Annotated in this window: 17 protein-coding genes and 1 tRNA gene; 6 read left to right on the forward strand and 12 right to left on the reverse strand. The window is 71.0% G+C overall.

Features of this window, described 5'->3' with window-relative positions; translation table 11 throughout:
• The first annotated feature begins 43 nt into the window (after positions 1-43).
• From fabF to ACEZDE_RS06920, 3 genes are all read left to right on the forward strand, one after another.
• On the forward strand, positions 44-1,309 hold the full coding sequence (fabF, locus tag ACEZDE_RS06910) for a beta-ketoacyl-ACP synthase II (protein WP_380533558.1): 1,266 nt from the start codon (positions 44-46) through the stop codon (positions 1,307-1,309).
• A 151-nt stretch (positions 1,310-1,460) separates the two neighbouring features.
• Entirely contained in the window at positions 1,461-2,069 is a 609-nt protein-coding gene (locus ACEZDE_RS06915; protein ID WP_380533559.1) for a TetR/AcrR family transcriptional regulator, read from the forward strand.
• On the forward strand, positions 2,066-2,575 hold the full coding sequence (locus ACEZDE_RS06920; protein ID WP_380533561.1) for a hypothetical protein: 510 nt from the start codon (positions 2,066-2,068) through the stop codon (positions 2,573-2,575). The genes ACEZDE_RS06915 and ACEZDE_RS06920 overlap by 4 nt, the downstream gene beginning before the upstream one ends.
• Before the next feature lie 7 nt (positions 2,576-2,582).
• Here ACEZDE_RS06920 and ACEZDE_RS06925 read toward each other — a convergent pair whose 3' ends face one another.
• The 4 genes from ACEZDE_RS06925 to ACEZDE_RS06940 all read right to left on the reverse strand — a co-directional run bounded on the left by ACEZDE_RS06925 (position 2,583) and on the right by ACEZDE_RS06940 (position 8,672).
• Positions 2,583-4,625 carry a S53 family peptidase gene (locus ACEZDE_RS06925; protein ID WP_380533975.1) on the reverse strand — a complete coding sequence of 681 codons (2,043 nt, stop codon included), beginning with the start codon at positions 4,623-4,625 and terminating at the stop codon, positions 2,583-2,585.
• 301 nt (positions 4,626-4,926) lie between these two features.
• Positions 4,927-5,421 carry a DUF3145 domain-containing protein gene (locus ACEZDE_RS06930; RefSeq protein ID WP_380533562.1) on the reverse strand — a complete coding sequence of 165 codons (495 nt, stop codon included), beginning with the start codon at positions 5,419-5,421 and terminating at the stop codon, positions 4,927-4,929.
• A gap of 342 nt (positions 5,422-5,763) precedes the next feature.
• The gene (locus tag ACEZDE_RS06935; protein ID WP_380533563.1) at positions 5,764-7,587 is read right to left on the reverse strand and encodes a ribulokinase; all 1,824 of its coding nucleotides are present in this window, start codon (positions 7,585-7,587) and stop codon (positions 5,764-5,766) included.
• Between the two features lie 62 nt (positions 7,588-7,649).
• A complete protein-coding gene (locus ACEZDE_RS06940) occupies positions 7,650-8,672 on the reverse strand; it encodes an NADP-dependent oxidoreductase (RefSeq protein WP_380533565.1) in 1,023 nt (340 codons plus the stop codon).
• Positions 8,673-8,766: 94 nt separating this feature from the next.
• Here ACEZDE_RS06940 and ACEZDE_RS06945 point away from each other — a divergent pair, with 94 nt between their 5' ends.
• From ACEZDE_RS06945 to ACEZDE_RS06955, 3 genes are all read left to right on the forward strand, one after another.
• Positions 8,767-9,216 carry a MarR family winged helix-turn-helix transcriptional regulator gene (locus ACEZDE_RS06945; protein ID WP_380533567.1) on the forward strand — a complete coding sequence of 150 codons (450 nt, stop codon included), beginning with the start codon at positions 8,767-8,769 and terminating at the stop codon, positions 9,214-9,216.
• Between the two features lie 298 nt (positions 9,217-9,514).
• Positions 9,515-10,978: a glycosyltransferase 87 family protein gene (locus ACEZDE_RS06950; protein ID WP_380533569.1), complete on the forward strand. Its 1,464-nt coding sequence runs from the start codon at positions 9,515-9,517 to the stop codon at positions 10,976-10,978.
• Positions 10,979-11,036: 58 nt separating this feature from the next.
• A tRNA-Ile gene (locus ACEZDE_RS06955) sits at positions 11,037-11,110 on the forward strand.
• A 122-nt stretch (positions 11,111-11,232) separates the two neighbouring features.
• Here ACEZDE_RS06955 and ACEZDE_RS06960 read toward each other — a convergent pair.
• From ACEZDE_RS06960 to ACEZDE_RS06995, 8 genes are all read right to left on the reverse strand, one after another.
• A complete protein-coding gene (locus ACEZDE_RS06960) occupies positions 11,233-11,679 on the reverse strand; it encodes a DUF6907 domain-containing protein (protein WP_380533571.1) in 447 nt (148 codons plus the stop codon).
• A 402-nt stretch (positions 11,680-12,081) separates the two neighbouring features.
• Positions 12,082-12,285 (reverse strand): hypothetical protein, encoded by a 204-nt coding sequence (locus ACEZDE_RS06965; RefSeq protein ID WP_380533573.1) that lies wholly within the window; start codon positions 12,283-12,285, stop codon positions 12,082-12,084.
• Positions 12,282-12,491, reverse strand: a complete 210-nt coding sequence (locus ACEZDE_RS06970) for a hypothetical protein (RefSeq protein WP_380533574.1) — start codon at positions 12,489-12,491, stop codon at positions 12,282-12,284. The genes ACEZDE_RS06965 and ACEZDE_RS06970 overlap by 4 nt, the downstream gene beginning before the upstream one ends.
• Positions 12,492-12,554: 63 nt before the next feature.
• On the reverse strand, positions 12,555-13,406 hold the full coding sequence (locus ACEZDE_RS06975; protein ID WP_380533576.1) for a helix-turn-helix domain-containing protein: 852 nt from the start codon (positions 13,404-13,406) through the stop codon (positions 12,555-12,557).
• Between the two features lie 21 nt (positions 13,407-13,427).
• Positions 13,428-13,952, reverse strand: a complete 525-nt coding sequence (locus ACEZDE_RS06980; protein WP_380533578.1) for a DUF6879 family protein — start codon at positions 13,950-13,952, stop codon at positions 13,428-13,430.
• The gene (locus ACEZDE_RS06985) at positions 13,930-14,184 is read right to left on the reverse strand and encodes a hypothetical protein (RefSeq protein ID WP_380533579.1); all 255 of its coding nucleotides are present in this window, start codon (positions 14,182-14,184) and stop codon (positions 13,930-13,932) included. The genes ACEZDE_RS06980 and ACEZDE_RS06985 overlap by 23 nt, the downstream gene beginning before the upstream one ends.
• A 207-nt stretch (positions 14,185-14,391) precedes the next feature.
• Positions 14,392-14,595, reverse strand: a complete 204-nt coding sequence (locus ACEZDE_RS06990) for a hypothetical protein (protein WP_380533581.1) — start codon at positions 14,593-14,595, stop codon at positions 14,392-14,394.
• A gap of 138 nt (positions 14,596-14,733) precedes the next feature.
• Positions 14,734-15,297, reverse strand: coding sequence for a hypothetical protein (locus tag ACEZDE_RS06995; RefSeq protein ID WP_380533582.1), 564 nt, complete (start codon positions 15,295-15,297; stop codon positions 14,734-14,736).
• Positions 15,298-15,760: the final 463 nt, after the last annotated feature.

Below are 15,760 nucleotides of genomic sequence, written 5' to 3' on the forward strand. Positions count from 1 at the left end.
CCAGCCTCCGCATCCAAGTAGACGTAACCGTGGGAGATTTGCAGTGACCAACGACAACCGCACCGTGGTCGTCACAGGGATCGGCGCTTTCACGCCGCTCGGCGGCGACGCCGCGTCCACCTGGGAGGGCCTGGTCAACGGGCGTTCCGGCGTACGGCTCCTGACGGAGGAGTGGGCCGCCGACATCCCGGTCCGGATCGCCGCCCGCACCGCCGTCGACCCCGGCGAGATCATCCCCAAGCACCAGGCCCGCAAGCTGGACCGGTCCGCGCAGTTCGCGCTGATCGCGGCCCGCGAGGCCTGGACCGACGCGGGCTTCCCGGCCCCGGCCACCACCGAGGGCTCCCCGGTGGACCCGGACCGCCTCGGCGCCGTGGTCGCCTCCGGCATCGGCGGCGTGACCACCCTGCTCGACCAGTACGACGTGCTCAAGGACAAGGGAGTCCGCAGCGTCTCCCCGCACACCGTGCCGATGCTGATGCCGAACAGCCCGGCGGCCAACGTCGGCCTGGAGATCGGCGCGCGGGCCGGTGTACACACCCCGGTCAGCGCCTGCGCCTCCGGCGCGGAGGCCATCGGCTACGCCATCGAGATGATCCGCACCGGCCGCGCCGACGTCGTGGTCGCCGGCGGCACCGAGGCGGCCATCCACCCGCTGCCCATCGTCGCCTTCTCCAACATGATGGCGATGTCCAAGAACAACGAGCACCCGACCGCCGCCTCGCGCCCCTACGACAAGGCCCGCGACGGCTTCGTGCTGGGCGAGGGCGCCGGCATCGTGGTGCTGGAGTCGGCCGAGCACGCCGCCGCCCGCGGCGCCCGGGTCTACTGCGAGGCGGTGGGCCAGGGCCTGTCCTCGGACGCCCACCACATCGCGCAGCCGGAGCCGACCGGGGCCGGTATCGCCCGCGCGCTGGCCCACCTGTTCGAGTCGACCGGCCTGGACAAGGCCGAGGTGGTGCACCTCAACGCGCACGCCACCTCGACCCCGCAGGGCGACGTCGCCGAGATCAAGGCGCTGCGCAAGGAGCTGGGCGACCACGTCGACCACATCGCGGTGTCCGCGACCAAGTCGATGACCGGCCACCTGCTCGGCGGCGCCGGCGGCATCGAGACCGTCGCCACCGTGCTGGCGCTGCACCACCGGCTGGCCCCGCCCACGGTCAACGTGGACGACCTGGACCCGGAGGTCGACGCCGACATCGTCACCGGCGAGGCCCGCAAGCTGCCCGAGGGCCCGATCGCGGCACTGAACAACTCCTTCGGCTTCGGCGGCCACAACGTGGTGCTGGCCTTCCGCAAGGGCTGACACCCCGACAGAACCCCAGCAGATGCCCGGCACAGCTCCCTGTGCCGGGCATCTGCGTTTCCCTTGCGGGCCGCGCCCGGCACTCCCTACTATTTGAGCAGTCGCTCAATTTGAGCAACTGCTCAAAAGTCCGGGAAGCAGCGGGAGAAGCATGGCCAAGGGCCGCAGCTCGGAGGAGACCAGGGCCGCCCTGGTGCGGGCGGCCGTCGCCGCCCTGCGCGAGAACGGCTTCGCCGGGGCCAGCGCACGCGAGATCGCCCAGCGCTCCGGCTGCAACCAGGCGCTGATCTTCTATCACTTCGGCACCGTGTCCGCGCTGCACCTGGCCGCGCTGGACGCGGTCAGCAGCGCCCGCGACACCCGCTACCGGGCCATGGTCGAGGAGTCGCACAGCCTGGCCGCCCTGGTGCAGGCAGCCAGGTCGGTGTTCGACGAGGACCTGGACCAGGGGCACGTCACCGTCCTGGTGGAGATGATCGCCGCCGCCCAGTTCACCCCGGAGCTGCGGCCCGAGGTCGCCGCCCGGATCCGCCCCTGGCGCGACTTCGCCGCCGACTCGGTGCGGGACGCCCTCAGGGGCTCCCCCGCCGCCCGGATGCTGCCGCCGGAGGAACTGGCCCACGCCGTGGTGGCGATGTACCTGGGCCTGGAGATGCTCGCCAACCTGGAGGGCGAGCGCGCTCCCGCGCTGGCCCTGTTCGACCGGGCCGGGAAGATCGCCTCCCTGCTCGACATCTTCAAGAGACGAGGACGTCGATGAGACCCGAAGCGGACCGGTCCTGGCTGTGGTTCGGCGCGTGGGCGGTGGTCGGCGCGAGCTGGGCGCTGGCCCTGCTGGGCGCGCTGACCATCGGGATCTTCGTGGCGCCGGTGGCGCTGCTGCTGACCGCGCTGCTGCTGCTCGGCCTCCGCCGCGGCTCCGCAGCGGGGCTGCCGGGGCTGCTGTCCGGCCCGTCCCTGCTGCTGCTCTACGTCGGCTGGCTCAACCGCGGCGGCCCCGGCCCGGTCTGCCGGGGCACCGACGCCACCGAGGTCTGCACCAGCAGCGGCGGCGTGCAGAGCTGCTCCGGCACGGTCAGCGCCTCGTCCGGCTCCGGCGGCGGGAGCTGCACCGACGCCTGGGACCCGGTGCCGTTCCTGGTCGCGGGCTCGGTGCTGCTGGCGGCCGGGGTGGTGCTGTTCCTGCTGCTGCGGCGGCAGGCCCGGCGGGACCGGACGCGCCGGAGCCCGGCGGGTGGTCCCGCCGGGCTCCGGTTCAGTGCTTGAGGAACCGTCAGCCGTTCTTGAACGACTTCAGGTAGGCCTCGGTGGGCGAGCCGACGCCGGTGGCGACGTCGTAGCCCTTGACCGCGGTCAGACCGTAGTCGCGGCCGAAGGCCACCAGGCGGACCCGGAGGGCGCCGTCGATGGTGCCGGCGTCGAACACGGCGCTGAGCGGGGGCTTGCCCTGCGCGGCGTCCTTGTTCACGACGTCGGTGTAGGACTTGCCGCCGGCGCGCGAGTAGATCGCCGGGTTGGCGAAGCCGAGCGCACGGCCGCCGTGGGCCTGGATCGCGTCGGCCTGGACCGCGGAGAACTCCGGCGCCGAGACGCTGGTGCCGCCGTAGCCGCCCTCGCTGTAGGCCGCACCGTCGGAGATGCCGACCAGGACCGAGGTGTAGAGGTCACCGTTCATGGAGACGTCCGGGGTGGCACGCATCGCCGTGTCGACGGTGGCGCCGGTCGGCAGGGTGTGCGCCGTGGCGCTCGGCACGACCGGACCCTGGTACCACGGCTGGGCGAACTCGTCGCTGACGCCGCCGCCACCACCGAAGTAGAAGGAGCCCGGAAGCGGATTCCAGCCCTTCTGGTCGGCCGAGAGCGACGAGCGCAGGGTGCCCATGTCGGTCTCGAAACCGTAGGCGCCCTTCTTGTTGGAGATGGCCAGCGCGGTGCCGCCGACACTGGTCACCCAGGGGTCGGAGTCGGGCCAGTTGGCCTGGGCCTCGGTGGTGCTCGGGTCGCAGTTCGCACCGGTCGCCGCAGCGCCCGGGGAGCTGTCGCCGCAGTCGCCCGCGGAGAAGTCGAACCCGATGCCCTCGATCGCGCCCTGCTCGAAGGTCTGCTCGTAGGACGCGATCAGCGCCTGCGGGTAGTCCCCGTTGGTGTAGCTGTGCATGATCTCGCCCCAGGAGTTGGAGACGACATCAGCCAGGTGGTTGTCGACCACGTTCGCCAGCGCGGCGCCCAGGTCGTCGTCGGTGCAGGAGTTGGCGCCGACGTAGACGACCTTGGCGTCGGGCGCGAGCCCGTGCACCATCTCGACGTCGAGGGCCTCCTCGGGGGCCCAGCCCTCGGGACCGCCGCAGGCGTCCTGGTTGTTCCACTGGGACGGGGTGACGACCTCGGTGTACTGGCCGGCCTTGAAGGCCTTGTCACCGTGGTTGGTGGCGTACTGGTTGGCGTCCGCCAGCATGGTGCTCGACGCGTAGGCGTCGATGATGGCGACGGTGGCGCCCTTGCCGGTCAGACCCGACGCGGTGATCCCGTACGCCTGCCGCAGCTGCGACGGGTAGAAGGAGCACTGGTCGAAGTCCATCTTGGCGGTGTAGCCGACCGGCGCGCCCTTGGCGGCCTTCTGGCCCCAGTAGTCGGAGCAGGTGGCGACCGTCGGCAGGGTGGCCTTGCCGGGGGCGACGCCCGCGCCCTTGACCGCCGGGTTGACCGGGACGGCCTGCGGCTTGGTGGCCGGGGTGGTGGACGCGAGTCCGACCACGCCGAGCACCGACGAGGCGACGCTCGCCGGGATCACCGCGTTGGCGGACGGCGCGTGCACCGTGGCGCCCTTGACCTTGTACGAGTGCAGCGACGTGCCGAACGCGCGCTTGATGGCCGCGGTGTTGCCGCTGACCGTGATCGCGTGCTGGGAGGTGCTGCCGATCTTCAGGCCCGCACCGGTGAGCCAGGCCTGGACGGCCTTGACCTGGGCCGGGGTGGCCAGGAACTTCGACTTGGCCTGGGCGGCCGTCAGGAACTTGCCGTAGGACGCGTTCCCCGGGGAGGAGACGGCCTTGGCGTAGGCCGCGAGCGCGGCCGGGTCCTGGGCGTTGAGGTACACCGTGGCCGTGGTCACGGCGCCGGCCGCGAGCGTGCCCTGGTCCGCCGAGGGGGTGGCCCAGGACGGACGCGTCCCGGTCAGGACCTTGGCCTGGGCGGCGACCGGGTCGGCCTGCGACGGCGAAGCGAGGACGAGGGCGCCGGTGGCGAGAGCCAGAGAAGCGACGGCGGCGGTGGCTATGCGCGTACGCCGTCCGCGTGATGACTGGTGATCGGTAATCGGAACTCCAGAGGTGAGGGCCCGTCAGGACTTTTCCCGCATGGAACTGTAAGGGCGCGTGTTCGAAGCGCCACCCTGATGTGTACACGCGTGAAGAATTGCAGCGCAAGGGGTAGCGGTTAACAGATGGAAAACTGCCACCACTGGCCGTGGATGCAGGAGGCGTCCGCCCTGCGGACGGCATGATCCGATTATCGGAAGTGCGCCACCCCTACGCCCTGCGACAGGGCCTAACGGGGGATCAGACCCGCTGCTCAGGGCACCTGCCGCTCAGGACACCCGCTGCTCAGAGCACCTGCCGTCAGACCACCTGGTGCAGCCAGCGCACCGGCGCGCCCTCGCCGGCGTGGCGGAACGGTTCGAGTTCGTCGTCCCACGGCTTGCCGAGCAGCCGGGAGACCTCGGCCTCCAGATCGACCTCGCCGGAACGGGACCGCAGCAGCGCCGCGCGCAGCCGGTCCTCCGGGATCATGATGTCGCCGTGGGCCCCGGTCACCGCGTGGTAGATGCCGAGGTCGGGCGTGCTGCTGTAGCGCTCGCCCTCGAAGCCCGCACAGGGGTCGGCGGTCACCTCGAAGCGCAGCAACTGCCAACCGCGCAGCGCGGATGCCAGCCGGGAAGCGGTCCCGGGCTCCCCCTGCCAGGAGACCTCGGCACGCCAGGTACCGGGAGCGACGGGCTGGCGGATCCAGTCGAGGCTCACGCGCACGCCGAGCACGCCTGCCGCCGCCCACTCGACGTGGGGGCAGAGCGCGCGCGGCGCGGAGTGCAGGTAGAGAACTCCACGAGTCGTCACCGGGACCTCCAGTGTGGTGCGAGGGGCGCCTTCCCCAGCGGCCTCGGTCCCACGTCTGCGTGCTCCTGGTGTCCGTACGTCACCGTGGCTATGACTACCCGAGGTGACTTTCTGTAAACACTACGCGATCAATAATCTCAACAAAACGGACTAACTCTCACTCAGAGTGGCCAAAAGCAGGCCGACTTGGTCACTCCGGAAGGAAGTTGAACTCTCACCGGAATGCTGAGGAAACGGTACCGCGCCGGAGCCCGCCATGGGCCGTGCTCAAGGTGAACCACCCGAAAGCACGCGTCTTCCCTCCACGGACGAGTGGAATACGCATGGTCATCGGCTCATCGTTCAAACGGATCTTCCGAGTTGGGCATGCCCCCGATCCCGCATCGCCCGCAGCCGGTGCATCGCTCCAGCCGCTCCAGCCGCTCCGCCCGGTCCCGCCCCGCGGCCGAAGTGGTCGTACAACTCGCGGTACTCGGCGAACAGCAGCTCGTAGTCGTCGGCCCGACGCCGGTCCGGCCGGTACACCGCGCGGTCGACCCGTCCCATCGCCGCCGACGCCGCGACCAGGTCCGGATACGCCCCGGCGGCCACCACCGCATGGATCGCCGCGCCCAGCGCCGGTCCCTGCCGGGAGCCCACCACGTTCAGCGGCCGGCGCAGCACATCGCTGGAGAGCTGCATCAGAAACGGGTTCCGGGCCAATCCGCCGGCCACGGTGATCTCGGTGACCGGGACGCCGGACTGCTCGAACGCCTCGACGATCATGCGGCTGCCGAAGGCGGTGGCCTCCATCAACGCCCGGTAGAGGTCCTCAGGCGCGGTGTCCAGGGTGAGCCCGAGGACCAGCCCGGAGAGCCGGTGGTCGACCAGGGTGGAGCGGTTGCCGCTGTGCCAGTCCAACGCCACCAGCCCGTGGCTGCCCACGGGTTGGGCCGCGGCCAGCTCGGTCAGCAGCTCGTGCATGCCGATCCCGCGGGCGCGCGCCCGCACCGCGTACGCCTCGGGCGCGGCGGTGCGCGCCGCCCAGGCCAGCACGTCGCCGACCCCGCTCTGCCCGGCCTCGTAACCCCAGAGCCCCGGCGCCACCCCGTCCTTGACCACCCCACACATCCCGGGGACCTCGGCCAGCGCCTCGGAGTTGACGATGTGGCAGGCGCTGGTGCCCATGATCGTGAGCAGGTGGCCGGGCTCCAACGCCTGCGCCGCGGCGCTGGTGACATGCGCGTCGATGTGGCCCACCGCCACCGCCGTCCCCTCCGGCAGCCCGGTCAGCGCCGCGGCGCGGGCGGTCAGCCCGCCCGCGCGGGCGCCGGGCGGCAGCAGCGGGTGCTCCACCTTCGCCCCGAACCCGGCGAAGCCGGGGTCCAGCCGCGCCAGGAACGCCGCGGCGGGACGGCCGGCGGCGGCGCCCGGCGCTGCGGCCGAGTCCGGCGGTACGGCCGGATCCGGCGGCGTGGCCAGGTCCAGCGGTACGGCCAGCCCCGGCGGCGTGGCCAGGTCCGGCTGGTACATGCCCTTGTAGCCGGCCGCAGCCGACCCGCGGGTCTCGCCGCCGGTGAGCTGCCAGACGATCCAGTCGGCGGCCTCGATCCAACGCTCCGCCGCCGCGTACAGCTCCGGGTCCTGCTCCAGCAGCTCCAGCGCCTTGGCGTACTGCCACTCGCTGGACACCCTCCCCCCGTACCTGGCGAGCCAGGGCTCGCCGAGCTCAGCGGCCAGCGCGTTGATCCGGTCGGCCTGCGGCTGCGCCGCGTGGTGCCGCCACAGCTTGGGGTACGCGTGCGGCCTCCCGGCCAGCCCCGGCAGCTCGCAGAGCGGGGTGCCCTCGGCGTCGGTCGGCAGCACGGTGCAGGCGGTGGCGTCGACGCCGATGCCGACCACCTGCCCCGGGGCCGCCCCGGACCGCGCCAACGCCTCGGGGACGGCCGTGCGCAGCACCTCCCGCCAGTCCTCGGGCACTTGCAGCGCCCAGTCCGGCGGCAGCGCGGTGCGGCCGTCCGGGAGCGTCCGGTCCAGCACCCCGTGCCGGTACTCGTGCACCGCGTCCGCGAGTTGGGCGCCGTCGGCGACCGAGACGACGACGGCGCGACCGGACAGGGTGCCGAAGTCGACACCGACGACGACCGGAGGACCGTGCAGAGGACCGACAGGACTACCGACAGGCACAGCGCGACTCCCGTGGTTCGCAGGGCGGCTGCCCGGGACCGCGGGCAGCGTCCGAGAGTCTGTCAGCCCGCGACGCGGACCAGCATCTTTCCGGTGTTCGCGCCGCGCAGCATCCCGATGAACGCGTCCACCGTGTTCTCGAAGCCGTCCACCACGGTGTCCTCGACCACCAGCTTCCCCTCGCGCAGCCAGCCGCCGACCTCGGCGACGAACTGCGGCTGCAGCGCGTAGTGGTCGCCCACCAGCATCCCCTGCAGCCGCAGCCGCTTTCCGATGGCCAGCGCCAGGTTCCGCGGGCCGGTCGGTGGCCTGGTGTCGTTGTACTGGGCGATGGCCCCGCACAGCACCGCACGGCCGCGCAGGTTGAGCGCGCCGATCGCCGCCTCCAGGTGCTCGCCGCCGACGTTGTCGAAGTAGACGTCGATCCCGTCGGGAGCGGCCTCGGCCAGCTGCTCGGCGACCGGTCCCGCCTTGTAGTCGAACGCGGCGTCGAAGCCGAACTCCTCGGTCAGCCTGCGGACCTTCTCCGGCGACCCGGCGCTGCCGACCACCAGCGAGGCCCCGCGCAGCTTGGCGATCTGGCCGACGACGCTGCCGACCGCACCGGCCGCACCGGAGACGAAGACCGCCTCGCCCTCCTGGAAGGAGCCGACCTCCAGCAGCCCGGCGTAGGCGGTGAGGCCGGTCATCCCGAGCACCCCGAGGTAGGACCGCAGCGGCAGCGCGTCGTCGACCTTGACCCCCTTCGCGGCGTCCAGGGTCGTGTACTCGCGCCAGCCGAGCCCGTGCAGCACCGCGTCGCCGACGGCGAAGCCCTCGGCCGCGGAGGCGACCACCCGGCCGACCGCGCCGCCCTCCATCACCGCGCCGAGCCGGAACGGGGGCACGTACGACTTCACGTCGTTCATCCGGCCGCGCATGTACGGGTCGACCGAGAGGTACTCGTTGCGGACCACGATCTGCCCCGCCCCCGGTGCCTGCACCGGCGCCTCGACCAGCGCGAAGTCCCCCGGCGTCGGCCAGCCGTCGGGCCGTGCGGCCAGGTGCCACTCACGGCCGGTCGCGGGCAGGGTCTGCTCAGTCATGAGGGGATTCCTTTACTTATTCGTTCATTGAGGGTGTCAAGTAACCCTGCCTCCAAAAGCTTCACCATGTCAAATATTCAGTTAGCCTCTCGGTATGCCGCAACCAGCACAGGACCCCCAGGACCCGCTCACCCTTGAGGTGGTCGACCTGATGGCCAACCTCGTCTCGCTCTTCCACAAGGAGTACGAGGAGGCCGCCGCCGCGCGCTCGCTGACCGGCGCCCAGGCCAAGGTCCTGGCCCTGCTGCGGCACGGCCCGATGCCGATGCGCCGGATCGCGCAGACGCTCGCCTGCGAGCCGTCCAACATCACCGGCATCGTCGACCGACTGGAGGCCAGGGGCCTGGTCGAACGGCAGGCGGCCCCGGACGACCGCCGGGTCAAACTGGTCGCCGCGACGGCGGCCGGCAGCGCCGCCTCCGCGGAACTCCGCGAGTCGCTGCACTTCGCCCGCGCGCCGCTGGCCGCACTGGCCCCGGACCAGCGCGGCCAACTCCGCGACCTGCTGCAACGGATCGTCGACGGCGCGGAGCGGACGCCGTAGGGGGGTGGGGCCTTGCGGCCAGCCCCCTACGGCCGTCCGGTCCAACCCCGCCCCGCCCCGCCCTCGACCGTCGTCGGCACCGTCCAGCCGTGTCCCGCCCCGTCCCGTCCGGCCGTCGCAGCCGCACGGGCCGCTCCCTCCCCTACTCCCCGTCCCGTCCCCGTAGTCCCCAAGGATGAGATTCCTCAGCCGTCCCGGGGACGCCACCGTCAGATCAACCCCGCTAGGCTCCACGCGGACGTAGGGCACGGTCGGCGACGGCTCCCGCCCGGTGCCGACGACGGTCGAGGGTGGGGACGTGGCGGGGGAAGCACTGCGGGACAGAGCGGCCGTTCGCGGTCGCACCGAGACCAACCGCGCCCGGACCGACCGCGCAGTCGGCGGCCGACCCGGCCCCGACCGCGCGCTCGGCGGCCCGCCCCGCGGCCCCCGGACCGCCCCGCGCAGCGGACCCCGTACCGGACCGCCGCCCCTCGGCACCCGGCTCCTGATCGTGGCCGGCGCCCTGATATCCCTCGGGATCTACGCGGTCGTCCGGCACGCGCTGCACTTCGGCATGGTCGACATGGTGGTCTACCGGGACGAGGGCGACACCGTCCGGCACGGCACGAACCTCTACACCATGGTCGTGCCGCAGTTCCATCTGGTCGCGACCTACCCCCCCTTCGCCGCGATGCTGTTCGTGCCGACCACCTACGTCCCGGTCGGCGTGCTGCGGCTGCTGGTGACCGGGACCAACCTGGCCCTGCTGGGGGTGCTGGCGCGGCTCAGCTTCCAGCTGGTCGGCTGGCCCCGGCGGCCGGTCCGGCCGATCGCCGCGATCGCGGTCGTCGGCGCGGGCGTCTGGCTGGAGCCGGTGTGGACCACCCTCAAGTACGGCCAGATCAACCTGCTGATCATCTGCCTGATACTGGCCGACCTCACCCGCCCGGACCACGCCCGCGGCAAGGGCCTGCTGATCGGCATCGCCGCCGGGCTGAAGCTGACCCCCGGGGTGTTCGGCGTCTACCTGCTGCTGACCGGCCGCCCGCGGGCCGCGCTGGTCTCCTTCGCCGGCTTCCTGGGCACCGCGCTGCTCGGCTGGATCGCCCTGCCCCACGCGTCCGAGCGCTTCTGGACCCACTACCTCTACGACTCGCACCGGGTCGGGGTGACCAGCATCCCTGACAACCAGTCACTCCGCGGCGCCCTGGCCCGGCTGCTGCACGAGCCCGACCCCGGCCTCTCCTGGACCCTGCTGGCCGGCGCCACCGCGGTGGGCGGCCTCGCCGTCGCCGCCTACGCCACCCGCAGCGACCGGCACGTCCCGCACGCCGAGGCCTGGGGCGTGGTCTGCGCCGGGGTCACCGCGCTGCTGATCTCCCCGATCAGCTGGACCCACCACTGGGTCTGGTGCGTCCCGCTGCTGGTGCTGCTGGCCGCTGAGGCGGTGACGGAGCAGCAGCGACCGCGGGGCGCACGGCATCTGCGCTGGCGGCTGCTCCTCGGCGGCGGGCTGGCCGCCTTCCTCGGGTACTCCATGTGGCTCACCCCGCACAGCCCCACCCACAGCCTGGCGACGGCGCTGTGGCAGCAGCCGTTCTCCTCGCCGTACCCGGTCCTCGGTCTCCTGCTGCTGGGGGCGGCCCTGATCCGAGTGATCCGCAGGAACCGGGCCGGGGCCGCGGCGGGAAAGATCCGAACGACGGAACCTCACGCGCGGCCCACGCGTCTCACCAGCTATGCTGCGGCGAGCGGCCAGCGAGCAGGCCGCTCGTCCTGATGTACGACGATCAGCTGGAATGATCGTCCGTGCAGTCGGTACTGTGTGCGAATAACCCGGGGCGGTAGCTCAGCCGGTTAGAGCAGGGGACTCATAATCCCTTGGTCGTGGGTTCGAGTCCCACCCGCCCCACCTGGTCAAGGCCCAGCTCATGGTATGTGAGCTGGGCCTTTTGATTTCGGCGACGAGGGTGAAAAACGGGCTCTGCTGGACCGAGTGCTGAGCGATCATGGTCACCACTCCCTCCGCACGGCTTACGGTGGGTCAACTCTGGGAGACGAGGTTCCCTGATCGGGTAGCTCTCCCGCACGGATCCCGCGCAGCCGTTCGGCGATCACCCGGAGCTGCCCGGCCCACGCCTCGATGCCGTCGGCGACCGCGAGGACGTCACCGGGCCCCAGACGGTCGAAGCCTTCATCCCACCGCAGGCCCACATAGGGCACATCCCCGCCGGGTAGCTCCGAGAACGGCACCCAGACGATCTGCGCGTCACCCGAGATCGCCACCTGACCGCTTGCCAGCTCGGCCTGGAACTTCAGCCGCTCGGACTCGTGGGCCTGGTCGCAGGCATACTCGGAGGTGTTCTCCAGGTGGGGCCGGCCAGCGCACCACGGCGGGCACGGGCCGAGAACGTCCAGGGCTGCGGGCAATGGCTCGGGCCACCCGTCGAGCAGTTCCTCGTCGGTCTCGTCGAAGTCCACGGCTCTCCTCGCGCAAGGGGAAGGCCCTGACGGCGCCCCCTCACCCCGTCAGGGCCTGTTCGGTACCGCCCGCACCGGCGGCCTCCCCAGGATTCACAGGTGCGGGCGGTGGTCTGGCACCGTCCGGGAGGCCTGGGGGGCAGGGACACCCAGACGGCGTGGTGCCCCGCCCGGCCGGGGCGGCACTGGCAGCGGCCGGGCGGGAGTCTCAGCGGGGATACGTGCGGGTACGTTCCCCACGGGGCACTACGGACTTGGCGCACCCGTCCGGGCATCGCACGACCGTCGCACCGGGTCCGGAGTCGCCATGGATCTCGACCACGACCTGGGCCACCGCCGACCACGCCCCGCAACGGCAACACGACCCGGGAGCGGTAGCGCCCAGCGGGATCTCCTCGGGCGTCACGACGCAGCCTCCTCGGTGTGGCAGGTGCAGGCGCACGGCACGGGCATCCAGCCCAACACCGGGTGCTGGTAGCCGGGGGCGCGGCAGGACGGGCAGCCATGCCGGAAGCCGGGGTGCTCATGGCCGACACGGCACTCCGGGGTGACGTAGGCGGTCGTCATCTTGGCGCTGCCCTCGATCTTGGCCGTCTCCCCGTTCATGCCGCCGCCAGGTGCTCGGGGCAGGCGACGACAGCCCAGCCGAGGCAGCCGTCCTGGCCGGCGGCGACCGCGGTGTACACATGGCCGGCGCCGTACAGGGGCCCGGTGGTGGTGCCGCAGGTGATGCACGCCGTGCCGTGCAGGCGGACCAGTAATGCGTCGTCCACCGGCAGGGTGAGCGTCGATGCTGTCGCCGTATCCGCCATGTCACCGACGGTAGGGACGACCGGGATTCGGCCTCTACGTTCTTACGCTTTCTTGCGCGCGAATCACTGTAGGGCGTCGATTGCGCTCTCGATCAAGGCTCGCGCCGGTGGCCCGTAGACGGCCATGCGGCCCATCTCAACGAACGCCTTCTCGTAGAGCTCGATCTCGTTCTGCTCCGTGATGCGGATGTACGCGGACAGCGTCTCGATGGAGACCAGTGACGAGTCGAAGATGTGGAAGGTCTCCAGGAGCCAGACGGTCTCCCAGACCGATCCGAGCGGGATGATGCCCAGGGCCAGCGAAGGCAGCCTCAGTAGGTCGAGCAGGTGAGCGAGCTGGCCAGTCATTGCTTCCCGGCCGCCGAACGTGCGCCTCAGTACCGCCTCGTCGATCAGGATGACTACTCGGTGGCTGCCCTCGTACAGGATCCGGGCCCGCTTCGCGCGGGAGGCGACGGCCTGCTCGACGTCGTTCGGGATGTCCCGGAACGCCGTGATCGCGGTGAGCAGCGCCGTGGCGTACTCCGGGGTCTGCAGCAGCCCGGGGACCATGCTGGAGGAGTAGGCGCGCAGGACGCGGGACTGCTCGTAGACCGGCAGCAGGGCATCCTGGAGGCGGCTCAGGCCGGTGCGCTGCTGGCGCCGCCACTCGACGTACAGGTGGTCGACCTGACGGTTCGCGGCGATCAGGTCTTCGGCCTGCTCAGGTTGGCCACAGGCCGTGCACCAGGCCCGGATGTCTGCGTCGGACGGGGCTGCCTTGGCGTGCTCCACCCGCGAGGACTTCGCCGGGCTCCACCCGCATTTGACGGACAGGGCATCGCCAGTCAGGCCTGCGTCGAGTCGCAGTTCACGGAGCCGTGCCGCAACCCGCTCGCGGGCCTGCTGAGCGCTGGAGAAAGGTGATCTGGACATGGGCTCGCGCTCAGTACCGGTTCAGTGGATCTCGTAGTCCTCATGGGGTGTCGCCCGGTCCCAGACCTGGTCGAACGACTCCCGGCAGAGCTTCAGGACGTGGGACTCAGTCCGAACCTCATGGCCGGCTAGGTCACCATCGCCGGTGAAGTGCCCGAATCGGACCAGGTCATCGTCGAACAGCCAGAAGTCGGTGCCGGGCAGCGCCAGGTCGGCGGCGCTACGGCGCGGCAGCCAGCTGACCTGCTCGCCGGCTCCGAGGTTGGCGGCTGTGATGGCGTGCTCCCAGCGGATGTAGTCCGTGACCGGCTCGGAGATGATCCGGGCTCGGCGCACGATCACCCCGCGGGCGACCATCTCCCGCACCAGGGCCATCCATACCTGCCGGTGCTCTACCGCATCCGCCTCTACGTCGACCGTGCCGGTCTCGCGCCAGGCGGCGAAACGCTCGGCCTCGGCAGCAACAGCGTAGGAGTCGCGCATCTCCAAGTGGACAGCGGAGTACCGGGCCTGCCGGAACGGCTCAGTCCAGTCCTTCTGCGACATCACATGCCTTTCGGAGGATCGGCACCATGCGGGCCGGGATACAGATGACGTCCTCATGGTCGGGAATCCCGGGAGCGTGCCGGGGTGCGGGGTTCTCGTACACCTTCTGTCGGTCCTCGGTGCTGGGCTTCCACCCCTGAACGAAGATCCGCTTGGTGTCCGGGTCGACCCAGACGGTGGGCGAGTCGCCGTCACCAGTGCTCGGGTCAACGCCAATGAACAGTAGCGCCATGGTGCCCTCCTTGATCAAGGCTCTTTCGCGTTCTTGCACACCCTCCCCATTTGGTGACTCCCCGTCAAGACATCGTCACTCGGCCACAGTGGCCAGATTGCGACCCCGGAATGCTGATCCACGACAAGAAGCCCCCGCCACCTGCGGTTGCAGGCAGCGGGGGCTCTCGACGTTAACTTTCGGCATGAGGAGGAGGGCGGGCGCCGATCAGCTGTGCTCCTTCTCGTAGGGCCAGATCTCGTGATTCGGGTCCCACCACAGGACGTGGAACACGTTGCCCTCCAGGAAGCCGTACAGCCGACAGGCGCCCATGAAGCGGAGTCGGCCGATGCGGGTCATGTCGCCGAGCTTCAGCTCTTCGAGTCGGGCCAGGGCTTCGGGCAGCAGTTGACCCCCCTCCTCGGTGTCCATGGCGTCCCGTCGAACGAGGTGACGGTGTTCGGCAAGGCGAAAGCAGTCATCGACGCGAACTCGGCCTGATAGCGACCGGACGCACCAGGACGCACCTCGGCCCCGCCCGGTCGCACCAGTACGGGGCCGTGGGGCGGGTCAGCCTTGGTTGGTGTCTGTCCAGTCGCCGCTGAGCGGGTCCTTCGACATCTCGCACATCGCGATGTTGTAGCCGCCGGACGCGGTCGCGGTGCTGATCGCCTTCCCGTTCACCTCGATCTTGCAGGTGACCTTGCCGGAGCCCTGAAGCTGGGCGGAGATCGAGTAGTAGAGGGGGTTGCCGAGCTTCTTCGTGACCTTCAGTGGCACGTGGCCCTGGGTTGTGGACCCGGCCGTCCCGTATTGGACGTCGGCGTTGCTGGTGCCGGTGACGATGTACGTCACGGTGTCCGGGGTGGCGGCCTTCTTGGGGGCGGCGGCTTTGCTTGCGGCCGGTGCGGCTGCCTCGGTGGTGGCTTGCGCCGGGCCGGCCGCGACGGTGGTACTGCTGCTGCCGCTCTTCCCGCCTCCGCTGACGGCTGCTGCGATGCCTCCGATGACGGCGATGAGGACTAATCCGCCGCAGCCGATGCCGAGGCACCCGGCGGCCTTCTTGCTCTTCTTCGGCTCGGGTGGCGGGGGCATGTAGGCGGTAGGCGGTCCTTGCTGGGGCGGGTAGTTCATAGCGCTGGTCTCCCTGGGTGCTGGTTGGGTTGCTCAGCGTTCCAGGGATGTGAAAGCAATGTGATGAATGTTGCCGAACGGTGACCAGGGCCTCGATTGCGGGCGTCGCCACGCCCACGGTTGGGTGACGTGACTCCCTCGGAACTCCCTGGGTAGCACTCCAGCATCTATCGAGCGGCAGGGAGACCGCATGACCCGCATGAGCGCCACGGACGACTTCGCCCAGGCCTACATCCGAGCCATCGTGCTCCTCGCCCAGATGGACGCCGAGGAAGGTTGTCGATGGGCGCTGAAGTAGCTTCCACTGGCCCCGCCGACGCATGCGAGCCCGTCGGCGGGGCCAGGGTGCCGGGACCTCGTTAGGGTCCGGCTGCCGCCCGTGCCCGTGGCCTCCGCAGGCGTTCGCTTCACGGGCGCGGACGGCGGTTGGGCACCGTCCGGGTGCGCTGGGGGGAGCGCGTGA

The sequence above is a fragment of the Streptacidiphilus cavernicola genome (genome assembly GCF_042510955.1).
GTDB classification, from domain to species: domain Bacteria; phylum Actinomycetota; class Actinomycetes; order Streptomycetales; family Streptomycetaceae; genus Streptacidiphilus; species Streptacidiphilus cavernicola.